14 protein-coding genes and 5 pseudogenes are annotated in these 19,622 nt (G+C 42.0%); 13 read left to right on the top strand and 6 right to left on the bottom strand.

Going from position 1 to position 19,622, the window contains the following annotated elements; all coding sequences use genetic code 11:
* The first annotated feature begins 93 nt into the window (after positions 1-93).
* The 9 genes and pseudogenes from ACM0P2_RS20235 to ACM0P2_RS20195 all read left to right on the top strand — a co-directional run bounded on the left by ACM0P2_RS20235 (position 94) and on the right by ACM0P2_RS20195 (position 8,217).
* On the top strand, positions 94-2,442 hold the full coding sequence (locus tag ACM0P2_RS20235) for an alpha-L-rhamnosidase N-terminal domain-containing protein (protein ID WP_159119865.1): 2,349 nt from the start codon (positions 94-96) through the stop codon (positions 2,440-2,442).
* Positions 2,443-2,741: 299 nt separating this feature from the next.
* The gene (locus ACM0P2_RS20230) at positions 2,742-3,746 is read left to right on the top strand and encodes a hypothetical protein (RefSeq protein ID WP_159119866.1); all 1,005 of its coding nucleotides are present in this window, start codon (positions 2,742-2,744) and stop codon (positions 3,744-3,746) included.
* Positions 3,743-4,612 (top strand): hypothetical protein, encoded by an 870-nt coding sequence (locus ACM0P2_RS20225; protein ID WP_159119867.1) that lies wholly within the window; start codon positions 3,743-3,745, stop codon positions 4,610-4,612. The genes ACM0P2_RS20230 and ACM0P2_RS20225 overlap by 4 nt, the downstream gene beginning before the upstream one ends.
* Before the next feature lie 38 nt (positions 4,613-4,650).
* Positions 4,651-5,436, top strand: a complete 786-nt coding sequence (locus tag ACM0P2_RS20220; protein WP_131137652.1) for a polysaccharide lyase — start codon at positions 4,651-4,653, stop codon at positions 5,434-5,436.
* A gap of 242 nt (positions 5,437-5,678) precedes the next feature.
* Positions 5,679-6,020: pseudogene (locus tag ACM0P2_RS20215) on the top strand (transposase); the annotation flags it as partial.
* Between the two features lie 18 nt (positions 6,021-6,038).
* The gene (locus tag ACM0P2_RS20210; protein ID WP_419227777.1) at positions 6,039-6,365 is read left to right on the top strand and encodes an IS66 family transposase; all 327 of its coding nucleotides are present in this window, start codon (positions 6,039-6,041) and stop codon (positions 6,363-6,365) included.
* Positions 6,278-6,906 (top strand): annotated as a pseudogene (locus tag ACM0P2_RS20205) (transglycosylase domain-containing protein); the annotation flags it as partial. The gene ACM0P2_RS20210 and the pseudogene ACM0P2_RS20205, both read left to right, overlap by 88 nt.
* Positions 6,907-6,933: 27 nt before the next feature.
* Entirely contained in the window at positions 6,934-7,056 is a 123-nt protein-coding gene (locus tag ACM0P2_RS20200; RefSeq protein ID WP_419227779.1) for a hypothetical protein, read from the top strand.
* 21 nt (positions 7,057-7,077) lie between these two features.
* The gene (locus tag ACM0P2_RS20195; protein WP_419227770.1) at positions 7,078-8,217 is read left to right on the top strand and encodes a penicillin-binding transpeptidase domain-containing protein; all 1,140 of its coding nucleotides are present in this window, start codon (positions 7,078-7,080) and stop codon (positions 8,215-8,217) included.
* Positions 8,218-8,273: 56 nt separating this feature from the next.
* Here the strand turns inward: ACM0P2_RS20195 and ACM0P2_RS20190 are convergent, their stop codons facing one another.
* A complete protein-coding gene (locus ACM0P2_RS20190; protein WP_159119869.1) occupies positions 8,274-10,115 on the bottom strand; it encodes a methyl-accepting chemotaxis protein in 1,842 nt (613 codons plus the stop codon).
* A 155-nt stretch (positions 10,116-10,270) separates the two neighbouring features.
* Here ACM0P2_RS20190 and ACM0P2_RS20185 point away from each other — a divergent pair, with 155 nt between their 5' ends.
* Positions 10,271-10,426 (top strand): hypothetical protein, encoded by a 156-nt coding sequence (locus tag ACM0P2_RS20185; RefSeq protein ID WP_159119870.1) that lies wholly within the window; start codon positions 10,271-10,273, stop codon positions 10,424-10,426.
* Positions 10,407-10,974: pseudogene (locus ACM0P2_RS20180) on the top strand (transposase); the annotation flags it as partial. The gene ACM0P2_RS20185 and the pseudogene ACM0P2_RS20180, both read left to right, overlap by 20 nt.
* 310 nt (positions 10,975-11,284) lie before the next feature.
* On the opposite strand, the pseudogene ACM0P2_RS20175 reads toward ACM0P2_RS20180, so the two are convergent.
* The 4 genes and pseudogenes from ACM0P2_RS20175 to ACM0P2_RS20160 all read right to left on the bottom strand — a co-directional run.
* Positions 11,285-11,965, bottom strand: a pseudogene (locus tag ACM0P2_RS20175) (glutamate-1-semialdehyde 2,1-aminomutase); the annotation flags it as partial.
* A gap of 219 nt (positions 11,966-12,184) precedes the next feature.
* Entirely contained in the window at positions 12,185-12,367 is a 183-nt protein-coding gene (locus ACM0P2_RS20170; RefSeq protein WP_419227769.1) for a hypothetical protein, read from the bottom strand.
* Positions 12,368-12,370: 3 nt separating this feature from the next.
* Positions 12,371-13,957, bottom strand: a complete 1,587-nt coding sequence (locus tag ACM0P2_RS20165) for a DUF1223 domain-containing protein (RefSeq protein ID WP_173359798.1) — start codon at positions 13,955-13,957, stop codon at positions 12,371-12,373.
* Entirely contained in the window at positions 13,954-15,327 is a 1,374-nt protein-coding gene (locus ACM0P2_RS20160; protein ID WP_173359797.1) for a radical SAM protein, read from the bottom strand. The genes ACM0P2_RS20165 and ACM0P2_RS20160 overlap by 4 nt, the downstream gene beginning before the upstream one ends.
* 48 nt (positions 15,328-15,375) lie before the next feature.
* Between ACM0P2_RS20160 and ACM0P2_RS20155 the strand changes: the two genes are divergently transcribed.
* Complete coding sequence (locus ACM0P2_RS20155) at positions 15,376-16,377, top strand: hypothetical protein (protein WP_159119874.1); 1,002 nt, start codon at positions 15,376-15,378, stop codon at positions 16,375-16,377.
* Between the two features lie 31 nt (positions 16,378-16,408).
* Positions 16,409-17,353 (top strand): annotated as a pseudogene (gene tnpC, locus ACM0P2_RS20150) (IS66 family transposase); the annotation flags it as partial.
* 775 nt (positions 17,354-18,128) lie between these two features.
* On the opposite strand, the gene ACM0P2_RS20145 reads toward tnpC, so the two are convergent.
* Positions 18,129-19,538: a BNR-4 repeat-containing protein gene (locus ACM0P2_RS20145; RefSeq protein WP_419227768.1), complete on the bottom strand. Its 1,410-nt coding sequence runs from the start codon at positions 19,536-19,538 to the stop codon at positions 18,129-18,131.
* Between the last annotated feature and the right edge of the window lie 84 nt (positions 19,539-19,622).

Below are 19,622 nucleotides of genomic sequence, written 5' to 3'. Positions count from 1 at the left end.
ATTTCGTAAATGTTATAAGTGGATATAATTAGGGTATCAATTTTCTAAAAAATTACCTTATTACTTGTATTAGTAATTTATTGGTAAAAGTATATGAAACGATTTATCTGGCTAATGTTAATAGCCACTATCAACCTTTCCCTTTTCATCCCCGTACAAGCAAAAACATGGACTGCACAATGGATTTGGGTAAAAGAACGCTTTACTGAGCCAAACTCATGGGTAGCGCTTAGAAAAGAGGTTGAACTGGATAAGGTTCCCTCGGAATCACTTGCCTATATTAGCGCTGATACAAAGTACTGGCTTTGGATAAATGGTGAGCTCGTCATCTTCGAAGGAAGCTACACCGGCGGCCCCTCACCGGTGAAACCCTCTCCCAGGGTAGATTTCTACCCTATCGCGTCTAACAAATATTATGACACGGTCGATATAAGTCCATATCTTAAGAAGGGTAAAAATACCATTGCTGCCCTCGCATGGTATTACGGAGATGATGGTCAAAAAGGCACACACATATCTTCAAACAAAGGTGGTTTCATCTTTGAAGCTAAGGTTGGCAACACGCTTATTGCGACTGATGAAACTTGGAAAGCCCAAACTCATAACGCTTATAAAAAAGTAGAGAAAAAAAGTCCCTACCGTATTGCCGCGTGGAGTATCAACTACGACGCAAGAAACGACATGCAAGATTGGACTAAAGATGCTTGGTATACTTCGCACTTTAATGACGAACGCTGGCCTAACGCTCACCCTATTAAGCAGCCTCCTAGGCCACCTTTTTTCGACTTATTCCCAAGCGAAATTCCTCCTCTTGTAAATTATGGTTTATCGCACTGTACTAATTTCTCTAAAGAATCATTTCCGTTTATTTCGGACGGAACATCTATCCAGTGCAAGTTGGATTTTAATAAAAATTTTACACCTTACTTTGATATAGAAGCCGATGAGGGAAAAGTAATTCGCGTGGCTTCAAATATGCGCCTAAACACAATAGAAACGCTATATACAACTAAATCTGGCCGTCAACAATTTGAAGGCTATTCTTGGAGCAACGGTCGAACCATTGAGTTCAGCATTCCTAAAGGTGTAAAAGTGCATGCACTTAAATATCGCTGGACGGGCGTGGGCAAAACTCCCGGATATTTTGAATCGGATGATGCTTGGTTAAATCGAATCTGGCAAATGGCTGAAAATACACTTTATATTTGTGCCAGAGACAACTTCATGGACACCCCCGATAGAGAACGAGGCCTGTGGATTGGTGACGTCGCCGACCAAGCAAGCTATTTGTTCTATTCTATGGACCAAGCTGGTCGAGACCTTTTGAAGAAAGCCATCAAAGTTACGCTGGCGTTTAGCGATACCGAATCCGGCATTTTTGCTGGCTTGGGTCCTGGAAGATTCCGAGAACTCCCCGCGCAGAGCCTTCAGTTTATTGAACAAGGTATTTGGCACTATTACTACAATACTGGTGACGTAGAAACATTGTCATATGCATATCCTTTCGTGCATAAATACCTGCTGCTCTGGGATATAAAACAGAACGGTCTTCCAACGTTCAGAACTGGAGATTGGAAGTGGACTGATTGGGGACCACAGGAAACCATTGATTATGACGTTATTCAAACCGCCTTGTACTACAGTGCACTTGTGGCTGCAAGAAAAATGGCTAGCGAACTGGATAGGGATGAGAACCTTGCATTTTATAATGCGCGTATTGAATCTATACGTTTAGCCTTTCAAAAAGAGTTTTGGCAAAACGGTTATTTTAGTAGCGATAAAATGTTTAAGGATGATCGCGCAAATGCCGTCGCCATCCTTTTTGATTTAGCGTTGCCAACTCAATTTCAGCAAATCGTTGATAACGTATTAGTGCCCAATCATTATGCGAGCCCTCATTTTGAATGGATGATTTATAACGCAATGGCAAAAGCCGGGCGTTATAAGGATGCTATCGCTAGAATGAAAGAGCGCTATGGTCCGCAAGTCGACAATCCAGAGCTATCAACATTAGCTGAATACTTACCCGCCAGAGGAACAGAAAATCATGCCTGGAATGCTCCAAGTACTGTATTGAGTAAACATATCGCTGGTGTGAAGCCAACGTCAGTCGCTTGGAAAAGTTATGAAATCATGCCGAATCTTGCACACCTAACCAAAGTCAGCCAACTAATACCTAGTGTAAAAGGCGATATATTGTTCAAGCTAGAATTCGACAATGACACGTTAAATATTGTACTCAACTCGCCAGCAAAGACGACTGCCGAAATTGGTGTTCCTAAAATCCTGACCAAAACGTCACAGATTTTATTTAATAGAAAAGAAGTATGGAGTAATGGTAGTGAGAGGAATGAAATACCGGGAATAAAGTTTGTTGAAGAAAGTAATGATTATTTTATCTTCTCAGTAAAGCCAGGAAATTGGGATATCCTCGCCCGTTAGTTCTATCTAGGAAAGACTTCACAACTTTGACTGACCTAGCCCTATCGCTAGGTCAGTACTTCTGCAGCAGCAGACTATTGATGCTTCTATATCCTTCCGTGTGTCACCTCAAATATAGTCAACGCATTGGTAGGGCTGAAATCTACATGTAGTATCAAATTTCTTTCGCCCTATTGAGTAACCTTTTTTCCAAATACCGCAACACAGAAAATTCATTACAAACACACTAAAGTGTTTACATATGATTAATAATGATCAAACATTATTAAAACATTCATATGAAATCAATTTGAGTCAAAGTGTCGCTAAAGGATATCTCTCCATTCACTAACTTCTACTTGACGATACCAATCGTAATAATGATTGTTACTGCCGCTTTTAATATTCACAAAATAAGACCCAACGAGCATGAGAATTTAAACACTGATTGTGAAGAATGGCAGATTGTCTCATCGGAGCAAAGTTCAAAGCCCGCGATAAACGTTCCAATTGACTTTGAAAATGGTAAGAAAAATTCGGTAAAAAAAATAGAAGAGGATACGCTACATCAATTGTTGTTCAACTCTGAAAACCAACTGGAACATGCCCTAACGACGGAATTAAGTTCCGGTCAACTGGAAGTACTCGCAGAGATTCCTGAGGATTTCGAGTTTATAGCCCTAGCGCAAAATCTACATTTGCTGCACGATGTAGTTTTACGCATAATAAATCTCGAGCTTTCATCTGACACCCGAAAGTACCTAATATCACTGTTAAATGGCTTACCTTCCAGAGCAAAAGAAGAGGCAATTGAGTTCTTGTTGCTGTCTCACCGAGACGAAGATAAATTGATTGCCATTGAGCTTCTTTCAGCAGTAGAGGATCACGTCAAACCAAAGATACTAAGCAGACTATTGTCCGAAAGCCTCTCTGAAACACTCTTATCTAGCCTCATGACTTTTTCAAAAAACCAAAACAACAGACAGGTATTGTCTTTGGTTTCGAATGCCATTCAGAACAGATTTTTTGCAGTACAAGATACGACTAGAAAGCTTCAACTTTTATCCATAAGCGCTTTTCCCGATGAGTTTAGAGAAGACGCTTTTTCAATTGTTCTGAAATCGCTGAAATCTGAAGACGTTAAAAATCAACAGCTAGGATATGTTATCGCCAAGAATTGGGTTGGCAGTAGCGAAGAAAAGCTAACGACAAAGCAAGTACGAGCGATACTGGACGTCGCGAAAAGTGTGCTAAACGATACATCTTTACCAGTGGAGCAACGTTTAGCCTCTCTGCAATTACTAGAAGTGATGCCCAACGTATGAAAAAAATAAAGCTTTTAGGTACGTTACTAGTGTTTCTAACTCTAGCAAGCTTAGCCGTTGAATATTACTTTGATCATCGCCCTGACAATAGCAAGGGAGAAATATCAAACATTAAAACGTCTCAGAAATGTCTGAAATCTGCTCATGAAGTCAATCGTTCTGCGCATTTAATAAATGATTCTCACGAAACCACACTAGAAAAAAAAGTAAACAGCGAAACGTCAAATCACATCCGTTTTGAAGACGAATACTCTACAGATTTAATCTTAGCTCTGTTAATGGAACTTCCAAACAATCCTAAAAGAAGAGAACTGCTGCAAAATGTTCAACAGCTAAATGAAGTACAACAAGAAGAGATTGTTTATCTCCTTACGAAGTCTGAGAGAGAGTTAGACCAAGAATCAGCCGTAGATTTAGCCATTAAGTTAAAGAGCGAGTCTGTAAGGCATCGTGCTATACGTGAACTTTTGGAGAGTAGTATTTCTGACGACGTTAAATTGATACTTTCACACGAATTGAACACTAGCCTTCCTAGCCACGCATTCGATCTCGCTATTTCTACATACTTTGAAACCCAATCGGTCAAAATCAGGACAGCACTGATTGATTCGATTTTTTCTTCCCCCGACTCTCTATCTTTATCCATGGAAGAAGTTTTCCTCGCAGTAAGAAGCGCACCGTCTGGTTCCGTAACACAACGATTAGAGCCTTTGTTTGAATGGCTTAAACACGAACATGAGGCCTTAAGTGAATCACAAAAGAAATCCATAGCCTTATTTAGTGACGACCTTTTCTTTGAAACAAATAACCTAGAACAAAAAAAAATCGCTTTGCTCATTAGACAGTTAGTTTCGTCTGAAGAGTGATATTCACCAATAAGTTAGAAAATATAAGGAAACATAAAGTGAAAAAGAGAACTCGGATAATAGCCTCAATTGGCGCGTTGTTCACAGTAGTGATGGCAACTACAGCAAGCGCTTCAGGCGTTTTGTACACTGAAAACTTCAATTCAGGTTCAGCCGGTGAATGGTCACATCCCAACGTACAGTTTAGAAATGGCGCAAACAACATCCGCATCAAATATCCACAGTATAAAGTTAATTCAAATGGTAAGGTTGGGTCTCACCCCATGATGGTAGGTCAAATCCCTATTTCAGCTAATGCTATTGATGCGACATTTAAATACAGGATTAAGCTTGAAGACAATTATGATACAAACATGGGCGGTAAGTTTTTTGGCTTGGGACCGGAAGAGCCAGTCACTGGCTGTCGCGACATTACGACAAATGGCTGGAGTGCGCGAGTTGGCATTAGGGATAAACACCCACAACTATATATATACAGACAAGGAAAGCCTGATGGTGAATGTGGCGAGATAATTCGAGCTGAACAATTCACATTTGAGAAAAATAAATGGTACGACGTAGCTCTCTATGTAAAGGTAAATAGCTCTAGTACCAAAAGCGATGCCCAAGCTAGGCTGTATATTGACGGAACTGAAGTTGCGAAAAAAACAGGTTTCAAATTTTTTGGCGGAACAAGTTCTAATGTTCCACCAGCGGCTAAAATTCAAAAAATCATTAGAACTAGCTTTTTAGGTTCAATGCCAAGCTTAACAGGGGCGGTAAAAACTGGTGAAGTATCTGCGCTTTATGACAACTTCGTAGTGGTACGTGGTAACCAGCCTTAAATTTTATAGCGTAACATTTAGTAGCGTAACATGTAGTAGCTCCTATCTGATCTGACAGTTTCGATCAATAGGTTTAGACTCTATCTGACGGTCAGCTATGAGCGCAGGCTGTGTGAAAACTATTGATCACCTTTTGGTCTAAGTACTTGCTTAATATGAGCAATCGGTCTTAAGTATCGATCCTCAATTAAGGTGACAATTGGTAAAATGAAACTATCAAAAAGCTGATAGGTTTCATGTACATGTCGAGATTTATCAAAGGTCAAAGCAGAACGCAAAGCACGATGTTTTCAGAAGTTCTGGATGACTATGTTCATGAAGAAAAACCAATTCGTGCCATCGATATGTTTATCAATTCTTTGGAGTTATCCGAGTTGGGGTTTGCTCGTTACCGACCTGCTAAAACAGGTAGACCAAGCTATTCTCCAGCAACTATGCTCAAGATATACCTTTATAGTTATCTAAACCGCATTCATTCAAGTCGACGCCTAGAAAAAGAAACGCAGCGGAATGTGGAGTTAATGTGGCTGGTTGAGCGCCTCAGCCAACACATCACCCATGCAGCGTGTTGGGCACACACCCGCCGTCACTTCGAAAAAGCATTGGATTATCATCCTAAAGAGGCGCAAACCGCCTTGGCTGAAATCCAAAAGCTGTATAAACTGGAAGCGCACATACGAAAACACGCGCTTAACGCTGACGATACCGTCCAATATCGGCTCAAACATAGCGAGCCTGCCATTGCTGCATTATTCAACTGGCTATACGAGCAACGCCAACGCCCAGAGTTATTGCCTAAAGACCCTTTCAGCAAAGCTTTAGCTTATGCCTATGAGCGCCAATTAAAATTTATCGACGTGAGTTTGAATTTTATGATGGGCTGGAGGAGTCTAAGGTTGTTGAACTGCGTTTTGCAGGGCAAAAGGTAGCCTCTGTAAAAGATAAATTTGGTAGGCGCTTGAACAACGCTCGATTAGAGCCTGTTCAAATAGCCCGCATTGGTAACGATTCGAAGCAAGATAGGGAATTTGTTCCCCTTGATAAGTTTCCTGCTATGTTAAAAGACACTTTGCTAGTGGTGGAAGACCGTAATTTTTATGAGCACCACGGTGTCTCTGTTTTTTCTATTTTACGCGCTTTGTATACCAATATTAGAGCAGGGCGAACAGTCCAAGGCGGTAGTACATTAACGCAGCAACTCGCTAAAAATATATATTTAACCCGTGAACGTTCGCTGCTGCGAAAAATAAATGAGGCGTTTATAGCGCTTATTCTGGATTATCGTTATTCAAAAGACCAAATATTAGAGGCCTACTTAAACGAGGTTTCTTTAGGGCAATCGTATAACCAAGGCGTGCATGGCATGGGCTGGGCTGGGCGTCTGAGTTTTATTTTTCAAAACCCGTTGATGAGCTTGAATACGACCAAATAGCGCTGCTAGTAGCTATGGTAAAGGGCCCGTCCTATTACAATCCTCGCCGTTATAAAGAGCGCACTATGGAGCGTCGCGATTTAGTGCTTCGCCTTATGGTAGAAAACAAATTAATAAGTACAAAGGAATACCGAGCATCGCTAAAGCGCTCAATAGACATTGCGCCAATGAAAGAAAGTTTACAATAATCATACCCAGGGTGTTTAGAATTGGTAAACCGTGAATTAAATAAATTACTACCCGATCAGCAAATATTAGATGCTGGCGTTAGAGTTTTTACTTACTTTGATTTACAAAAACAAACAGCAATGGAAAATTCGGTTGAGAAAAGCTTACCGTATTTAGAGAAACGCCCTAAAACAGATAAACTTGAAGTGGCTATTATCTCTGTAAACTCAGTTAAGGGGGGTGTATCGGCCCTTGTAGCAGGGCGTGACGTTCGATATTCAGGCTTTAATAGAGTGCTGGATACAAAGAGAAATATAGGATCTTTAGTTAAGCCCGCAGTTTATTTAACAGCACTACAATCACCAATTTATAATTTAGCCACATTACTTGATGATTCTCCGTTACAGGTAATAAACGAAGAAGGTAATGTATGGCAACCTGAAAATTTTGATCGCCAATACCGTGGTGCAATCCCACTTTATCAAGCATTTAGTAATAGTATTCCTGCTGTTAATTTAGGCTTAGATATGGGAGTGGATAAAGTTGCAAACACGCTTAAATCACTCGGAGTGGAAGATCAAATAGATGAATACCCGTCTTTACTCTTAGGTGCTTTAGAGTTATCTAGTTTTGATGTTACCCAGCTTTACACCACCATAGAAAATGATGGCGAATATAAGAAGTTGACGTCTATATCAGCACTTACCGACTCGGTAGGTAACGTGCTATATAAAAATCATGTGAGTGCAGAGCCTCGTTTTGAGGTAGCTTCTGTGTACATGACCAAATATGCAATGAAGCGTGTAACAAAAGACGGGACAGCAAGGCGGTTAAACTTACACTTTCCGTCTATTCAATTAGCTGGCAGAACTGGCACCATCAACGATTTGCGCGACAGCTGGTTTGCTGGATTTGACCAAAATACGGTAACTGTTGCATGGCTTGGCCGCGATGATAATAAAAGCATAGGTTCAACTGGCAGCGTAGGGGCGCTTGAGGCTTATATTCGTTATTTAAAACCACTTAACCCACAAGCTATTGCTGATACTCGTCCACCTTCAATTAGTTGGGCTTTTATAAACGAGCGCACAGGTAAACAAGCTCCGCTAGGATGTGGCAAAGTGATACAGCTTCCATTAAGAGTGAGTGAATTTGAGCCAAGGCCGCGCTGTATAAAATGACAACCCAAGCAACACAGCCGCTATTTAGCGGCTGTGTTGTTTATAGATATTAATAACTAAGATTTAAAAAAGCGCATTGACGTTGTTAAGTCGTTCGATAAGCGTGAGAGCTGCTCCGCGTCTTGCAGCGTCGATTGTGCTGAGACGAGTGTGTGGTCAGCCAAGTTATTAACTTCTTGCGAGTCATTTAGAGCCTGAGTTGTCGCATTGGCTTGTTGTTTTACTCGTTCAGCGATTACCTCGCCTTGATGCTTTATATCACCCATACTACTTTCCGCACTTTGCAGTACCGTATTTGTTTGGTTTGCGGCTTCAACAGATAACTCCATTTTTTCAACGCTTGAACGCATTTTAACTTGTGTATCGTCAGATGCTTTTTGCAGAGAGCTGATAATTTGGTGAATTTCTTGTGTTTGTGTTTGAGTACGTAACGCAAGTGTTCTTACCTCATCTGCGACTACCGCAAAACCTCGTCCGTGTTCACCGGCTCTGGCCGCTTCAATTGCTGCATTTAGCGCTAATAAGTTTGTTTGGTCGGCAATTTCACTGATCCCTTTACTGACTTTGCTTATTTCTTGGCTATCTTGGGCTAGTCGGTCGAGTGCTTGTTGGCTTTCGGTAAACTCCATTTTTAAATCTTGCATATATTGAGCAAGCTCCATGGTATTGCTCGACCCTTCTTTTACATGCTCTGCGGCATTTTGAGCGGTGAGGGTTGCTTGATGAGCCGATTCTTCAATTGTATGTGCAGTTTGCGCCATATCGCTTAATGCATGGCTAATTGCATTTACCCGCGTTTGCTGTTTTATTACGTCGTCGCTGGTTTGGCTACTGGCATGCGAAAGAGACTTAGTGGCATCGCAGAGTGCTTTTGTGCTGGTTTTAACATCTGAAAGTAAATGTGAAAAGGCATTGAGTAGAGCGTTATATTGCTCAGCAATAACGCTCATTTCGTCCTTCCCGATTGAGTTAAGGGTTGCTTTCAAGTCACCGTTAGCCGCTTTAGTGGCTGCTTTAGTGAAGCGACTTATGGTATCAACGACTGCAAAATAAAACCCAACCATTAAATAAAGTGCAAATAATAAACTCACTATTGAGGCAACTAATACGGTGTTTCGGGTCCACTGCTGGGTTTGTAATTTATTACTAATTAACGATTCTAGAGTTGGAATACTGATGTTGATTAAAGTGCTAATATTTTTTTGAACATCGTCAGTGAGTGCTGAAAATTCACGCTGAGTTAACTCTATATCGTCGGGTTCTAGTAGCTTTTTATCTATCGCGTTCTTAAATGCTGAGACTGATTTTTGTAGTTCATTTAAAGTGGGAAAAAGCGCTTTATTTACCGATTTATCCGCTGACGTTGCAATAGCTAGTGTTTTTAAAAGTTGCTGCTCAAATTGGGGTAACGATTTACTTAGGTTTGAAAGTGCAATAAAGGTATCTGGTGTAAATTGGTTATTGTTCAGTACTGTATTTGCGCTCGCGGCAGTTAGGTTTATTTGAGTGATAAAAGCAGGGACACGGGTTACCAATGCACGATTTAAATAGGCGCTGGCAAGTTCGCTATCTAGCGCTAAGTTAGATTGAATAGACACAAGTTCAAGCACATCGTCTACTTCGCTGTCTTTAATTTTAAAGCCCAGCGAGCGTGCCACATTTATATTTTTATCGGTTGTCCCTTGTATTTGATTGGTAAGTATTGCCCGGTAGCCTTTTAAACCTTGCTGTTCCATTTTCGACACATCAATACTTTTACTCAATAACGACACCAAAAAAAACATGCTTAGTGCTAGTGGGATCAAGAGAATGCCAAACGTGATGCTTATTTTAATTTTGTATTTTAAATTCGCCATTAAGCGCACTGCAGGCGCAGCTAACTGCCGTAATCCAGACATAAGACTCTCTTGTATTTAATAAAGAAGGGTGAAGATAAGTAGACCTTGTTATGCTTAAATATCATTCAATTATATCTATTTACAAATAAAAAAAGCCCTAGACGAAAGTCTGGGGCTTTGATCTAATAGGCATAGTGAAATTCGGAGTGTTCACCATGCTTGCCCCAAAGTACCCACAACAATACGAGTTTGAAACCGTATATATCAATGAACTGGTGCCAGAAGACCACTTGGTTCGTTTGATTGATATGGCGATAGATTTTGAGTTTATCCGCGATGAAGTGGCTCACCTTTATTGCGCGTATCGATAGAGCCCGAGACACCTTCAAACTCAACCATATTGCCGTTGGTCTAGACGCGGGCTACTTCACCGCCGCGGTGTGTCATCACCTCGAAGAGCGTCAACTGATTGGTGTAATGGGGTATCGTCGCCCTACGAAAAAAAAGCTACTTCGCTAAGCGTGAGTATGTATACGACACAGAATCTGATACGTACACTTGCCCCCAAGGCCAGATTATTGCTTACAACACCACTAATCGCGAAGGCTACCGACAGTACCATTCTGATGCAAAGCAAAGCATAAACTGCCCCGTTCGCACGCAATGCACAAACAGTAAGAATCATGCCAAAGTCATTACTCGCCATGTCTGGCAAAAGAGTATTGAGAACGCGAATGAAGTCAGGTTAAGTGAGTGGGGTAAGAAGCAATATCGAACGCGAGCTGAAACAGTAGAACTAAGCTTCGCTGACGCAAAACAACATCATGGACATCGATACTGCCGCTATCGCGGAATAAGTAAGGTCTCGATGCAGTGTCTGCTCGCCGCTGCATGCCAAAACATGAAGAAAATGGCCTTAGCCAAGGCTGCATAAGCCTAAATACACTCAAATCTCGTTCGAATACCAGTTAATCCAGTAAATAACTCGCTTATTGCCCTCTAAGAACTCAACACTCAAACAAATACGCCTCATTAAAAAATATCCCGATCGCAGCCTTCGGCTGCTCAAAAAAATAAACCCCTCCGAAAAAAGAGGGGTTTATCATCAATCTGAAAAGCCCTTAAAGGGCTTTTTCAATCTTTAGTATTGATTGCCTGTTTTAAAAGTAGGTATATAAACCCCGTTTAGGCAATGCTTGCGATTAAAGTTTTGCGAAACAGCGCTCTGCTGCAGCCATAGCTATTGGATTACCAGACAGTGTTCCGGCTTGATATACTGGGCCAACAGGAGCAATGTAATCCATAATTTCAGTTTTGCCGCCAAATGCGCCTACCGGCATGCCGCCGCCTATTACTTTAGCTAAACATGTTAGGTTAGGTTTTATGTTGTAATACGCTTGTGCACCACCAAGAGCCACACGAAAAACGGTCATTACTTGGTCAAAAATAAGCACCGATTTGTATTCATCACATACTGCGCGCAGGCCCTCTAAAAAGCCTTCAACAAGTGGAATACAGTTCATGTTACCCGCTACCGGTTCAACGATAATACAGGCAATTTCGTCAGCGTATTTTTCAAAAATAACCTTCACTTCTTCAATGTTATTAAACGATACTGTTAATGTGTGTTTAGCAAGGTCTTCAGGAATACCTGGTGAATTAGACACGCCCATAGTTAATGCACCTGAGCCCGCTTTAACTAAAAGTGAGTTGGCATGGCCGTGGTAACAGCCTTCAAATTTAAGAATTTTGTCACGATTAGTAAAACCACGCGCTAGGCGAATTGCGCTCATAGTTGCTTCGGTACCTGAGCTAACCATGCGTACTTTTTCAATTGATGGTACAAGCGCTTTTACTTTCTCAGCTATTAAAATTTCAGCTTCAGTTGGCGCGCCATAGCTAAGGCCGTTCGAGTATAAGAAATATTAACGCTATGTACTACCCACCGTGTCAGATGTATTTAAGGCTAGTTGAACGCGTGTTAAACGGGTACTTTTCAGAAATCAGTGAAGTAGTTGTCATCAAGACAGGCAAGTTAACTGGTCTTTGGTACTGAAATCTGCAACAAGATATTTGAAAGCCCTCACCCCAACAATTTGCGTGTTTAAGTAATGGTAGGTTTTTGTGGTTCATGCACCAAAGTCGAAGTCACGTTGAATGGTATAGTCGCTGAATGCGTCAATGCTTGGTGGCGCACGAAGTGGCGGCGTACGGGGATTATTGCTCGCTTCCGGTAAATTGTGCTTGTCCAAATATGACAAAATTTTATTGATAATGATCGCGTCAGTTATGCAAGCAATGATCTTTAGCAATGCTTAATACCAGTCGGCCGCGACTTGCAATGGCGTTGGGTCTTGTCGCGTCGACACCCACAGCACTAACGCTCTTCTCGTGGTTTCAACATCGTCATTTTCAGGAATAGGAAGTGATGCACCGTGCTTTCCCTCTAATTCCCCCATAGGTGCTTTGACATAATCAATAACCACAAAGTCATGGCTTAACACCCTGTTTGCATTCTCGCCGCGCTTTACTGAGGTCTTAATACCAAACCCGAGTAACGCCGCGTGCGCGACTAAGTCACTCTCTTCAAAGCCATCTTGCGATTTAACATACTGAGTGTCTATCTGACTGTTTCCTACCTCAGCCTCCAAGTATCCTGCTAACATAGGTACGCTTTGAGGTATTGGTTGTCCTCGAAACCATCCATTCCATCCTTTGCCATTAAGCGCAAAGCCTGGTGTACCTACGGTTTTTGATTTTCCCACGCGTTTGTAATCGCGCTGTCTTACACTAAACGCCCTGTTAGCAAACGGGTCTTTCCAACCCAAGTAATCCCAGTAGTCCACGTGAAAGTTAATAGGCACGAGCGACTGCCACAGAGAGGTACTATCTACCATTGTCGACAGCCATTTTTCAGCAGGCGGGCAGCTGCTGCAACCTTGTGAGGTGTAGATTTCTAGTACCGTCGTTGGCGACGTTGAGCTGTAAAGCATTATTGCCTTTTCTTCTCTTTTATTGCCACCTTCACCCTCTATTTCAGAATTATACGCATTTATCGTGTCTGTTGAGTTAATGTGCCAGTCATAGTCAATAAAGCGTACTTTATAGTCGCTCGGTATAGGCGTTGTAAGGTATCGATTAATGTACTGCGGTAAATCTCGCGCTTTGCCAGAGTCGACAAAGTCTTCTGTGTAGAAGTCGAGTATTTCAGAAATATAGGCACGTTTTGCTTTATTATCTAAATAAAAATGCTTAGGTTTAGCAAAGAACTCCACCGTTAAACTTTCAAGCACCTCATTTAGATTATCGGCATAAAACGGCTCTTGGGGTAACCTTGGACAGTCTTTTACCATGCAGTTAAGCGCAAAGTGAACACGAGGCTCATTAAGCGGTCGAATCACGTCATTCTCGTAGTCGTATAAATTCGTCTCGTCGCCACCAATAACAACATCGCGAAACTTAAAGAAGCTAGCCCGGGAAAAAAAGCTGGTAAAGCCATCCGGTATATCTCGTTCAATAACCCCGTACATGGCCAATGCATTGTAGCTATTGATATGATAAGCCAGCACAGCTTCAGGTGTAGGAAACAATGAAGGCGTTTTGCTCGGGCTCACCGCGCCAATAAACGAAACGACATTTTCAAGCTTTGCCATGTCCTTTGATAACGCTTTAAAGTTTGTACGCCCTTGGTCATCTACATAGGTTTTAAGCACATACGCCCAGTCCTCTAGTGCTTTTTGATAGTCTTGCTTCATTTGCAAAGCAGTATCATTTGAAGCGGCAACACTAACGTTTGATACCGGAAGCAAGTAAACCAGTGTGAGGGACAAGAAAAGTAAAAATGATGTCGATACTTTGAAGGCGACTTTAGACCATGACGATGTTTCGTAAGGTTTAATCATAGGGCTTTTTCCCCGGTAAAATGTGTTTGCTGCGTGCTCTCATTGGTGTCTTTCGACATAGCTGTTGGCGAATCGCCACTGAGAACAGTTATCGGAATAATGTTTTCACCGTTATAACGCTCGCCTTTGTAACGTTCGCTCAACGGTTCGTACTGCTTAACCTGGCCTCTTGCATTAGTATAGGAAAGCGGCTTTAAAATGTAGTCGTCACGTTGTGCATTATGCTGACACATTGATACAGGTCCATCTGCGGTCATAACCATAAAAGAACAGGCATCAACGCGTTCCTTAACCAGCCCATTGGCATCCATAAAATTTTGAACAAAAAAAGACAATTTATGCACTTTGCCCGCACTACGTATGAGGCTAGAACGCATTTCAAATAGTTTTTTACACGCAGCTTTTGTCAGGAGACCAATCCACCGCGGTTGCGCCAGCAATGCCTTGGTATAGTCTGCAATGATGCGCCACGTTCCATCCTGTCGAGTCGTTTGAATATGCTTAAAGTCTTCTATAAATTGGGCGAACAATGCAGCATCATCAACCACAGAATACACCGTGTTGTTTGAGACTAACGTGGGCATATAACTATGACAATCACTGTGACCAATGCGTACCTTTTCCCAAGGTAGAGACTTATTAATTGCACTTTCAATTGCGCCTTTAACCGTTAAAGGGTCTACCACATCGTTTCTAGCCCCCCACTCTCCTCGCCCAGTTTCAGCCTGCAACTGAAGTGAAGCAAAACTCACCGTGTCAGCGTGTCTAACGAAGAAGTCCACCAGCATGGGTAATTCTGCAAAGTTGCCGTTGTGAACTGTGGTATTAAAAATGACCATTAAGCCCAACCCTTTCGCGCGGGCAATGTATTCTTCTCTTATGGCATTAAGTGAGCGTTCGTCGTCATACCCCTTTCGCTCTTGCGTGGTGTCGACATGAAATGCAACGTCATTGAGCCCTGCTTTGGCGAGTTTTTTTAACAGCGCTCGAGAGGCTTCAATACCGTTGGTAAATAGCGCCGTATGTAAACCAAGCTTGTTAGCATACGCCACAATATCTATGAGCTCGCTGTGCTTGCGCAACGTAGGGTCGCCACCAGTAATTTGCACACTAGTACCAGGCCCGTAGTGCAAAAGGATATTGTCCAGCCGTTGAAAAACTTCCTGAATGGGAATATCACGAACCGCTTGCGAATGCTCAGACAAATAGCATAAGGTGCAATCTAGATTACACTTTTGTGTGATTTCTACAGCGACGCACCCTATTGTATGTGTGCGCCCAAGTAACTGATTAGGAGTGAAATGTTCACCCATGCGTTGTCTGGTATGAGCCAGTTGTTGTTCTCTTGTTTTAACTGGTGAACACGCCATGACGAAGCGCCTTTAAAAACTGCAACATAATCAAAAAGACCTTTTACTATGAGAAATTCTTTCACTGCTTGGTGTTTTTTTACGCTGCTAATTACGAATTTTCACTGTAGCGCGCTGGAAAATAGCCAGTCTAAAGACGCGCCAGAGCGTTATTATGATCACGTAGTGCGAGAAGTATTTTCAGACCCCTACCCTTTTCCTCCACAGTATGAAGTAAGTCGCGATCTCTTTGACAAAGGCAGAGAAAATATCCTTTTAAAACATGCAAAGCGCACGCTGTCGAGTAACGCTGATTTTGTTGAATTAGAAACCAAACAAAAACTGCTACAAGCCAACGGTATTTGTTTTGCGGGGATTTGGCGTATAGCAAACGATAGTCCTTATTCTGGGCTTTACGCCAGTAGCACCAATATACCGGTTATTGTGCGTGCTTCTGTTAGCTTAAGCGGCACAAAGCAAAAAGATAAAAGAGCCTTTGGCATGGCAATAAAGCTGTTTCCAGGCTCGCATGCAGATGGCATATCGACAGAGAACCTCTTTGTTATGCACTCTCTGGGGGGCACAAAAACAAAGCAAGTTTTGCGTTTAGCCATGACAAATGAACCTGCACTGGGTGAGTTACCGCCATTTAGTCAATTGCTGACAGCTTACCGTTTGGAAAGCGACTTAGAACAAGCCGATCAAGTGTTCAGTAAAGATAGGGCTAACGCGAGGTTTAGACCGGTTTCACACATAGGAAAAGTGGATGTGCGCAATGCACCAGTAAACACTCAAAAGGCTGAAAAGCGCTCTTTTTATGCGCCCCGCTGGCTAAAACTCATCCCCTCACCAGACACGGTGTATGTCGATAAAGACGATTTTCGAGAAGAGCTCAATGTTTTTCATTACCCAAACCATGAAATCAAATGGGAAATACACGCGGCTAATGAAAATGAGGCTGGCGTTGATAGCGCGTTATGGCAGCATATAGGGACGCTTACCGTTACAGCGTCAGTGGTCTCACTCACTTGTGATACTCGTCTGCATTTCAACCACCCAGCAATACCTTAGTGCAAATGAACTAGAACGACGATTTACCGCGCTCTACCGACAAGAAGCGATGTTCAAACAGCACGGTATTGAATTAAGCCGTAAGACGATGGCGGACTGGATAATCCGCTGTGCTGAGTTGTTTAAACCGCTTTACGAGCAGCTTTATCAACACCTATTAAAGCAACCTGTTATAGCGGCGGATGAAACCACGCTAAAAGTGGTTGAGTCTGAAAAAGCGAACAGCTATATGTGGTTGTACGCCAGTGACGCTGATTCACCTAGCGGTAATATCCCCGATACAGCGACATCCAATATCGTGTTGTACGATTATTACAATAGTCGCGCTGGGCAATGCGCAGTAGACTTCCTGCAAGGCTATAGCGGCTACCTACAAGTGGATGGCTATCAAGGCTACGAGCAAACGCAAGCGACCCTTATCGGTTGCTGGGCCCATGCACGTCGTAAGTTTATGGAAGCCAAAAAAGGTGCGGGTAAAAAAGGCAGTGGCGAAGCAGACTGGGCACTCAATCACATCCAAAAACTCTACCGCATCGAAACCCAGCTAAAAGATAAAACGGTGGAGGTGCGCTATCTCACCAGACAAGAAAAGAGCCTACCGTTGCTCAATCAGCTTCACGCATGGCTAATGAAATCAGTTCAAAAAGTGTTACCGAAAACTAAATTAGGTGAAGCGATACAATACTGCTTGAATCAATGGGAAAAGCTAGCGCGTTATACACTCGATGGCCAACTAAATATCGATAATAATCGAGCTGAGCGCGCGATTAAGCCGTTCGTCATAGGCAGAAAGAACTGGCTGTTTAGCCAAACCGCTACAGGTGCAAACGCCAGTGTAATGCTCTACAGCATCATCGAAACGGCAAAGGCCAACGACCTCAATGTGTTCGAGTATGTGATGGCTTGTCTTGATGAACTGAGCAAGCCTAACGTCGGTGTTGAGCAACTGCTACCATGGTTGTTTGCTAAGCGCTAGGTGGGATTACCGGACGCTTACAAAGAACCATAAAAAGCTAAGCTTCTTAATCAGTCAACGCAATATAAAACTAAAAGTGAAACATTTAGATTGATAGTTATTTAGTTTCTGTTGACAGCATTGACTCACACTCAGCAACCTCTAGAGATAAAACAAAAAAGTACTATTCGATGCAAGAGGTATTTTTGCATCCAATGCTCTGTAAACACGCAGTTTTCAACAGCTAGTTTCGGGAAGGAAAGCGGCTGAATCTTTTACGGCTAATTTTGTGAATTCGAGATACTTTCAATCTATCTAATGCGTAATAGATAACCCTAAACGACCGGAATACGCGCGTTTCTGCCGTTTAAATATTAATATTTGAACGGCAGCTATTGGACTTGAGTTCAATCATTTGAATCTGACAGTTCAAGTTGAGGCTGATTCACGTAACAAAACAATCTTTTTAGTTGTTTTGTTACGCTTTTCTACAACTACAGCCACTTTCATTTGCCCAAGATACAAATCGATGTTGCTTGACCTACTATATTGCGCTTAGCGCTCTATATAAAATACATTTCGATTGTATAGATTTTCTATCGATACCAACCTTTCCTCAATACAAGGCTTGTGCGAGCTTTAGGCTGTTTTCGCGTCACGGACACTAGTATTATTTTTACTTAGTTTGGCACTCGAGTTCTCTCATAGACGTTGTTAGTAATTTATATAGCTTACTCTTAACATCTGAGTAATTCGGATCATTCGCAATTTTATTAGCATCATCAGGGGCTTTGTGTTACTGCAGATTTATCACCTGAAGATAGGTGGTGCGTTTATCACCACTTCCCTCGGCGAGAAGATAGTAAAACAACTTACCTTCTGATATATAAACGACGCCTTTTGAAAATTTAGCTGAACGCTTAATACCGCTATACACCCTCGTAAAACCATTCGTTCCGCCTTTAGCCTGTTCAATGAAGGGCTGTCCGTTTTCCAAGCCAATGATGTAAATGTTGTCTCCTGACGTGTAAATATTGTTGGCGCCAACAAAATCTTCAGACGTAATAAATTCTTTAGAACCAACTGGCTTATAATGATGAAGATTGACTACAGTTTTATTTTCTTTGTCTTGAACGCGGCTAATGATGTGAACGTCTCCTTTATCTGTGATGGTCCAATCGAAACCACTCACAATGTGTACGCTGTCTTTTTTCTGTGTTTTAACCCAATCTCCGGTTTCAACAACTAAAGCGGGAGATGCATCAATTAATGGAAGTTGAATGGGTTCGCCTTTGTAATTTTTCCAGTCAGATAAACCCAGTGGATTGTCTGAATACATAAAGTAGACGCCATTTTGATAGCGAAACTTGTCTTCCTTATTATTTAGTCGTCGTTGAAAGGCAAACCCTAACGTATTATTAGCAAACTTCATGTTTCCGTAGTTGCTCCACGTGTAGGGTAATCCATCCTCTTTGACGTTAAGCTTGTTTATGCTCTTAAACGGTGACCAAATACCATTACCTATGTATCGATTGAAAATACCTTTCCCGTCATGCGAAGTCCCCTGCCTGATATAGAAAAACAAGTCACCTTGACCATTTTGAAAAAACTTTGGGTAAGTAAGTTTGGAGAATGCAGCGTGGTCTTCTTCTCCCGTCATCGATATGTGGTTATAGTCACTATCACCTTCACTATGAACACTCGAGTCCTTTACAAATAGGTCAAGACTGAACGCATCGTCTTGCACAGATGCTGCGCCTGGCACACTGTATGAGTATCGAAAATAGTCTTTCTCAAAACTACCGTTACCGCCTGTATCTGAGTGCTTGCTATAAGCATGCACATCAAACACTAAATGAATAGACTCATCTCTAGGACTTATTCCAACAGCAATGGTGTTGTGTGTTTCACCAATCCACCACCGACCGACCAGACCTGTGTGCCTATGAGGAAACTCTATATGCTTGAGTTGACCATTTTTAAGGTTTAGGCGCGATAACATCATGTGCCGGTTGTACTTTCCGCCTTTGTACCACGTCATAAAGACGTAGTGCTTATATGTTTTGATGGCATCGCCATGTGGGGATATCGCCGAGCCATACTGGTAGTTATATCCTCCGTCTCGATTGTTCTCTGTCTCCAAAGATCGGTGCACGTTGCCCATTTTTTTGCCGTCAAAAAATAAGGCGCTATCGGTGATTTTCACTTCTTTTTCTAAAAACACAGTTTGGCTAGGGGCTGATTTATCCTCACGCGTAGAAAGACACCCTTGAAGAAAAAGTAAGATACT

Source organism: Alteromonas sp. OM2203, assembly GCF_048517045.1.
GTDB lineage: Bacteria > Pseudomonadota > Gammaproteobacteria > Enterobacterales > Alteromonadaceae > Alteromonas > Alteromonas gracilis.
This window is presented reverse-complemented; position numbering and strand designations above follow the sequence as displayed.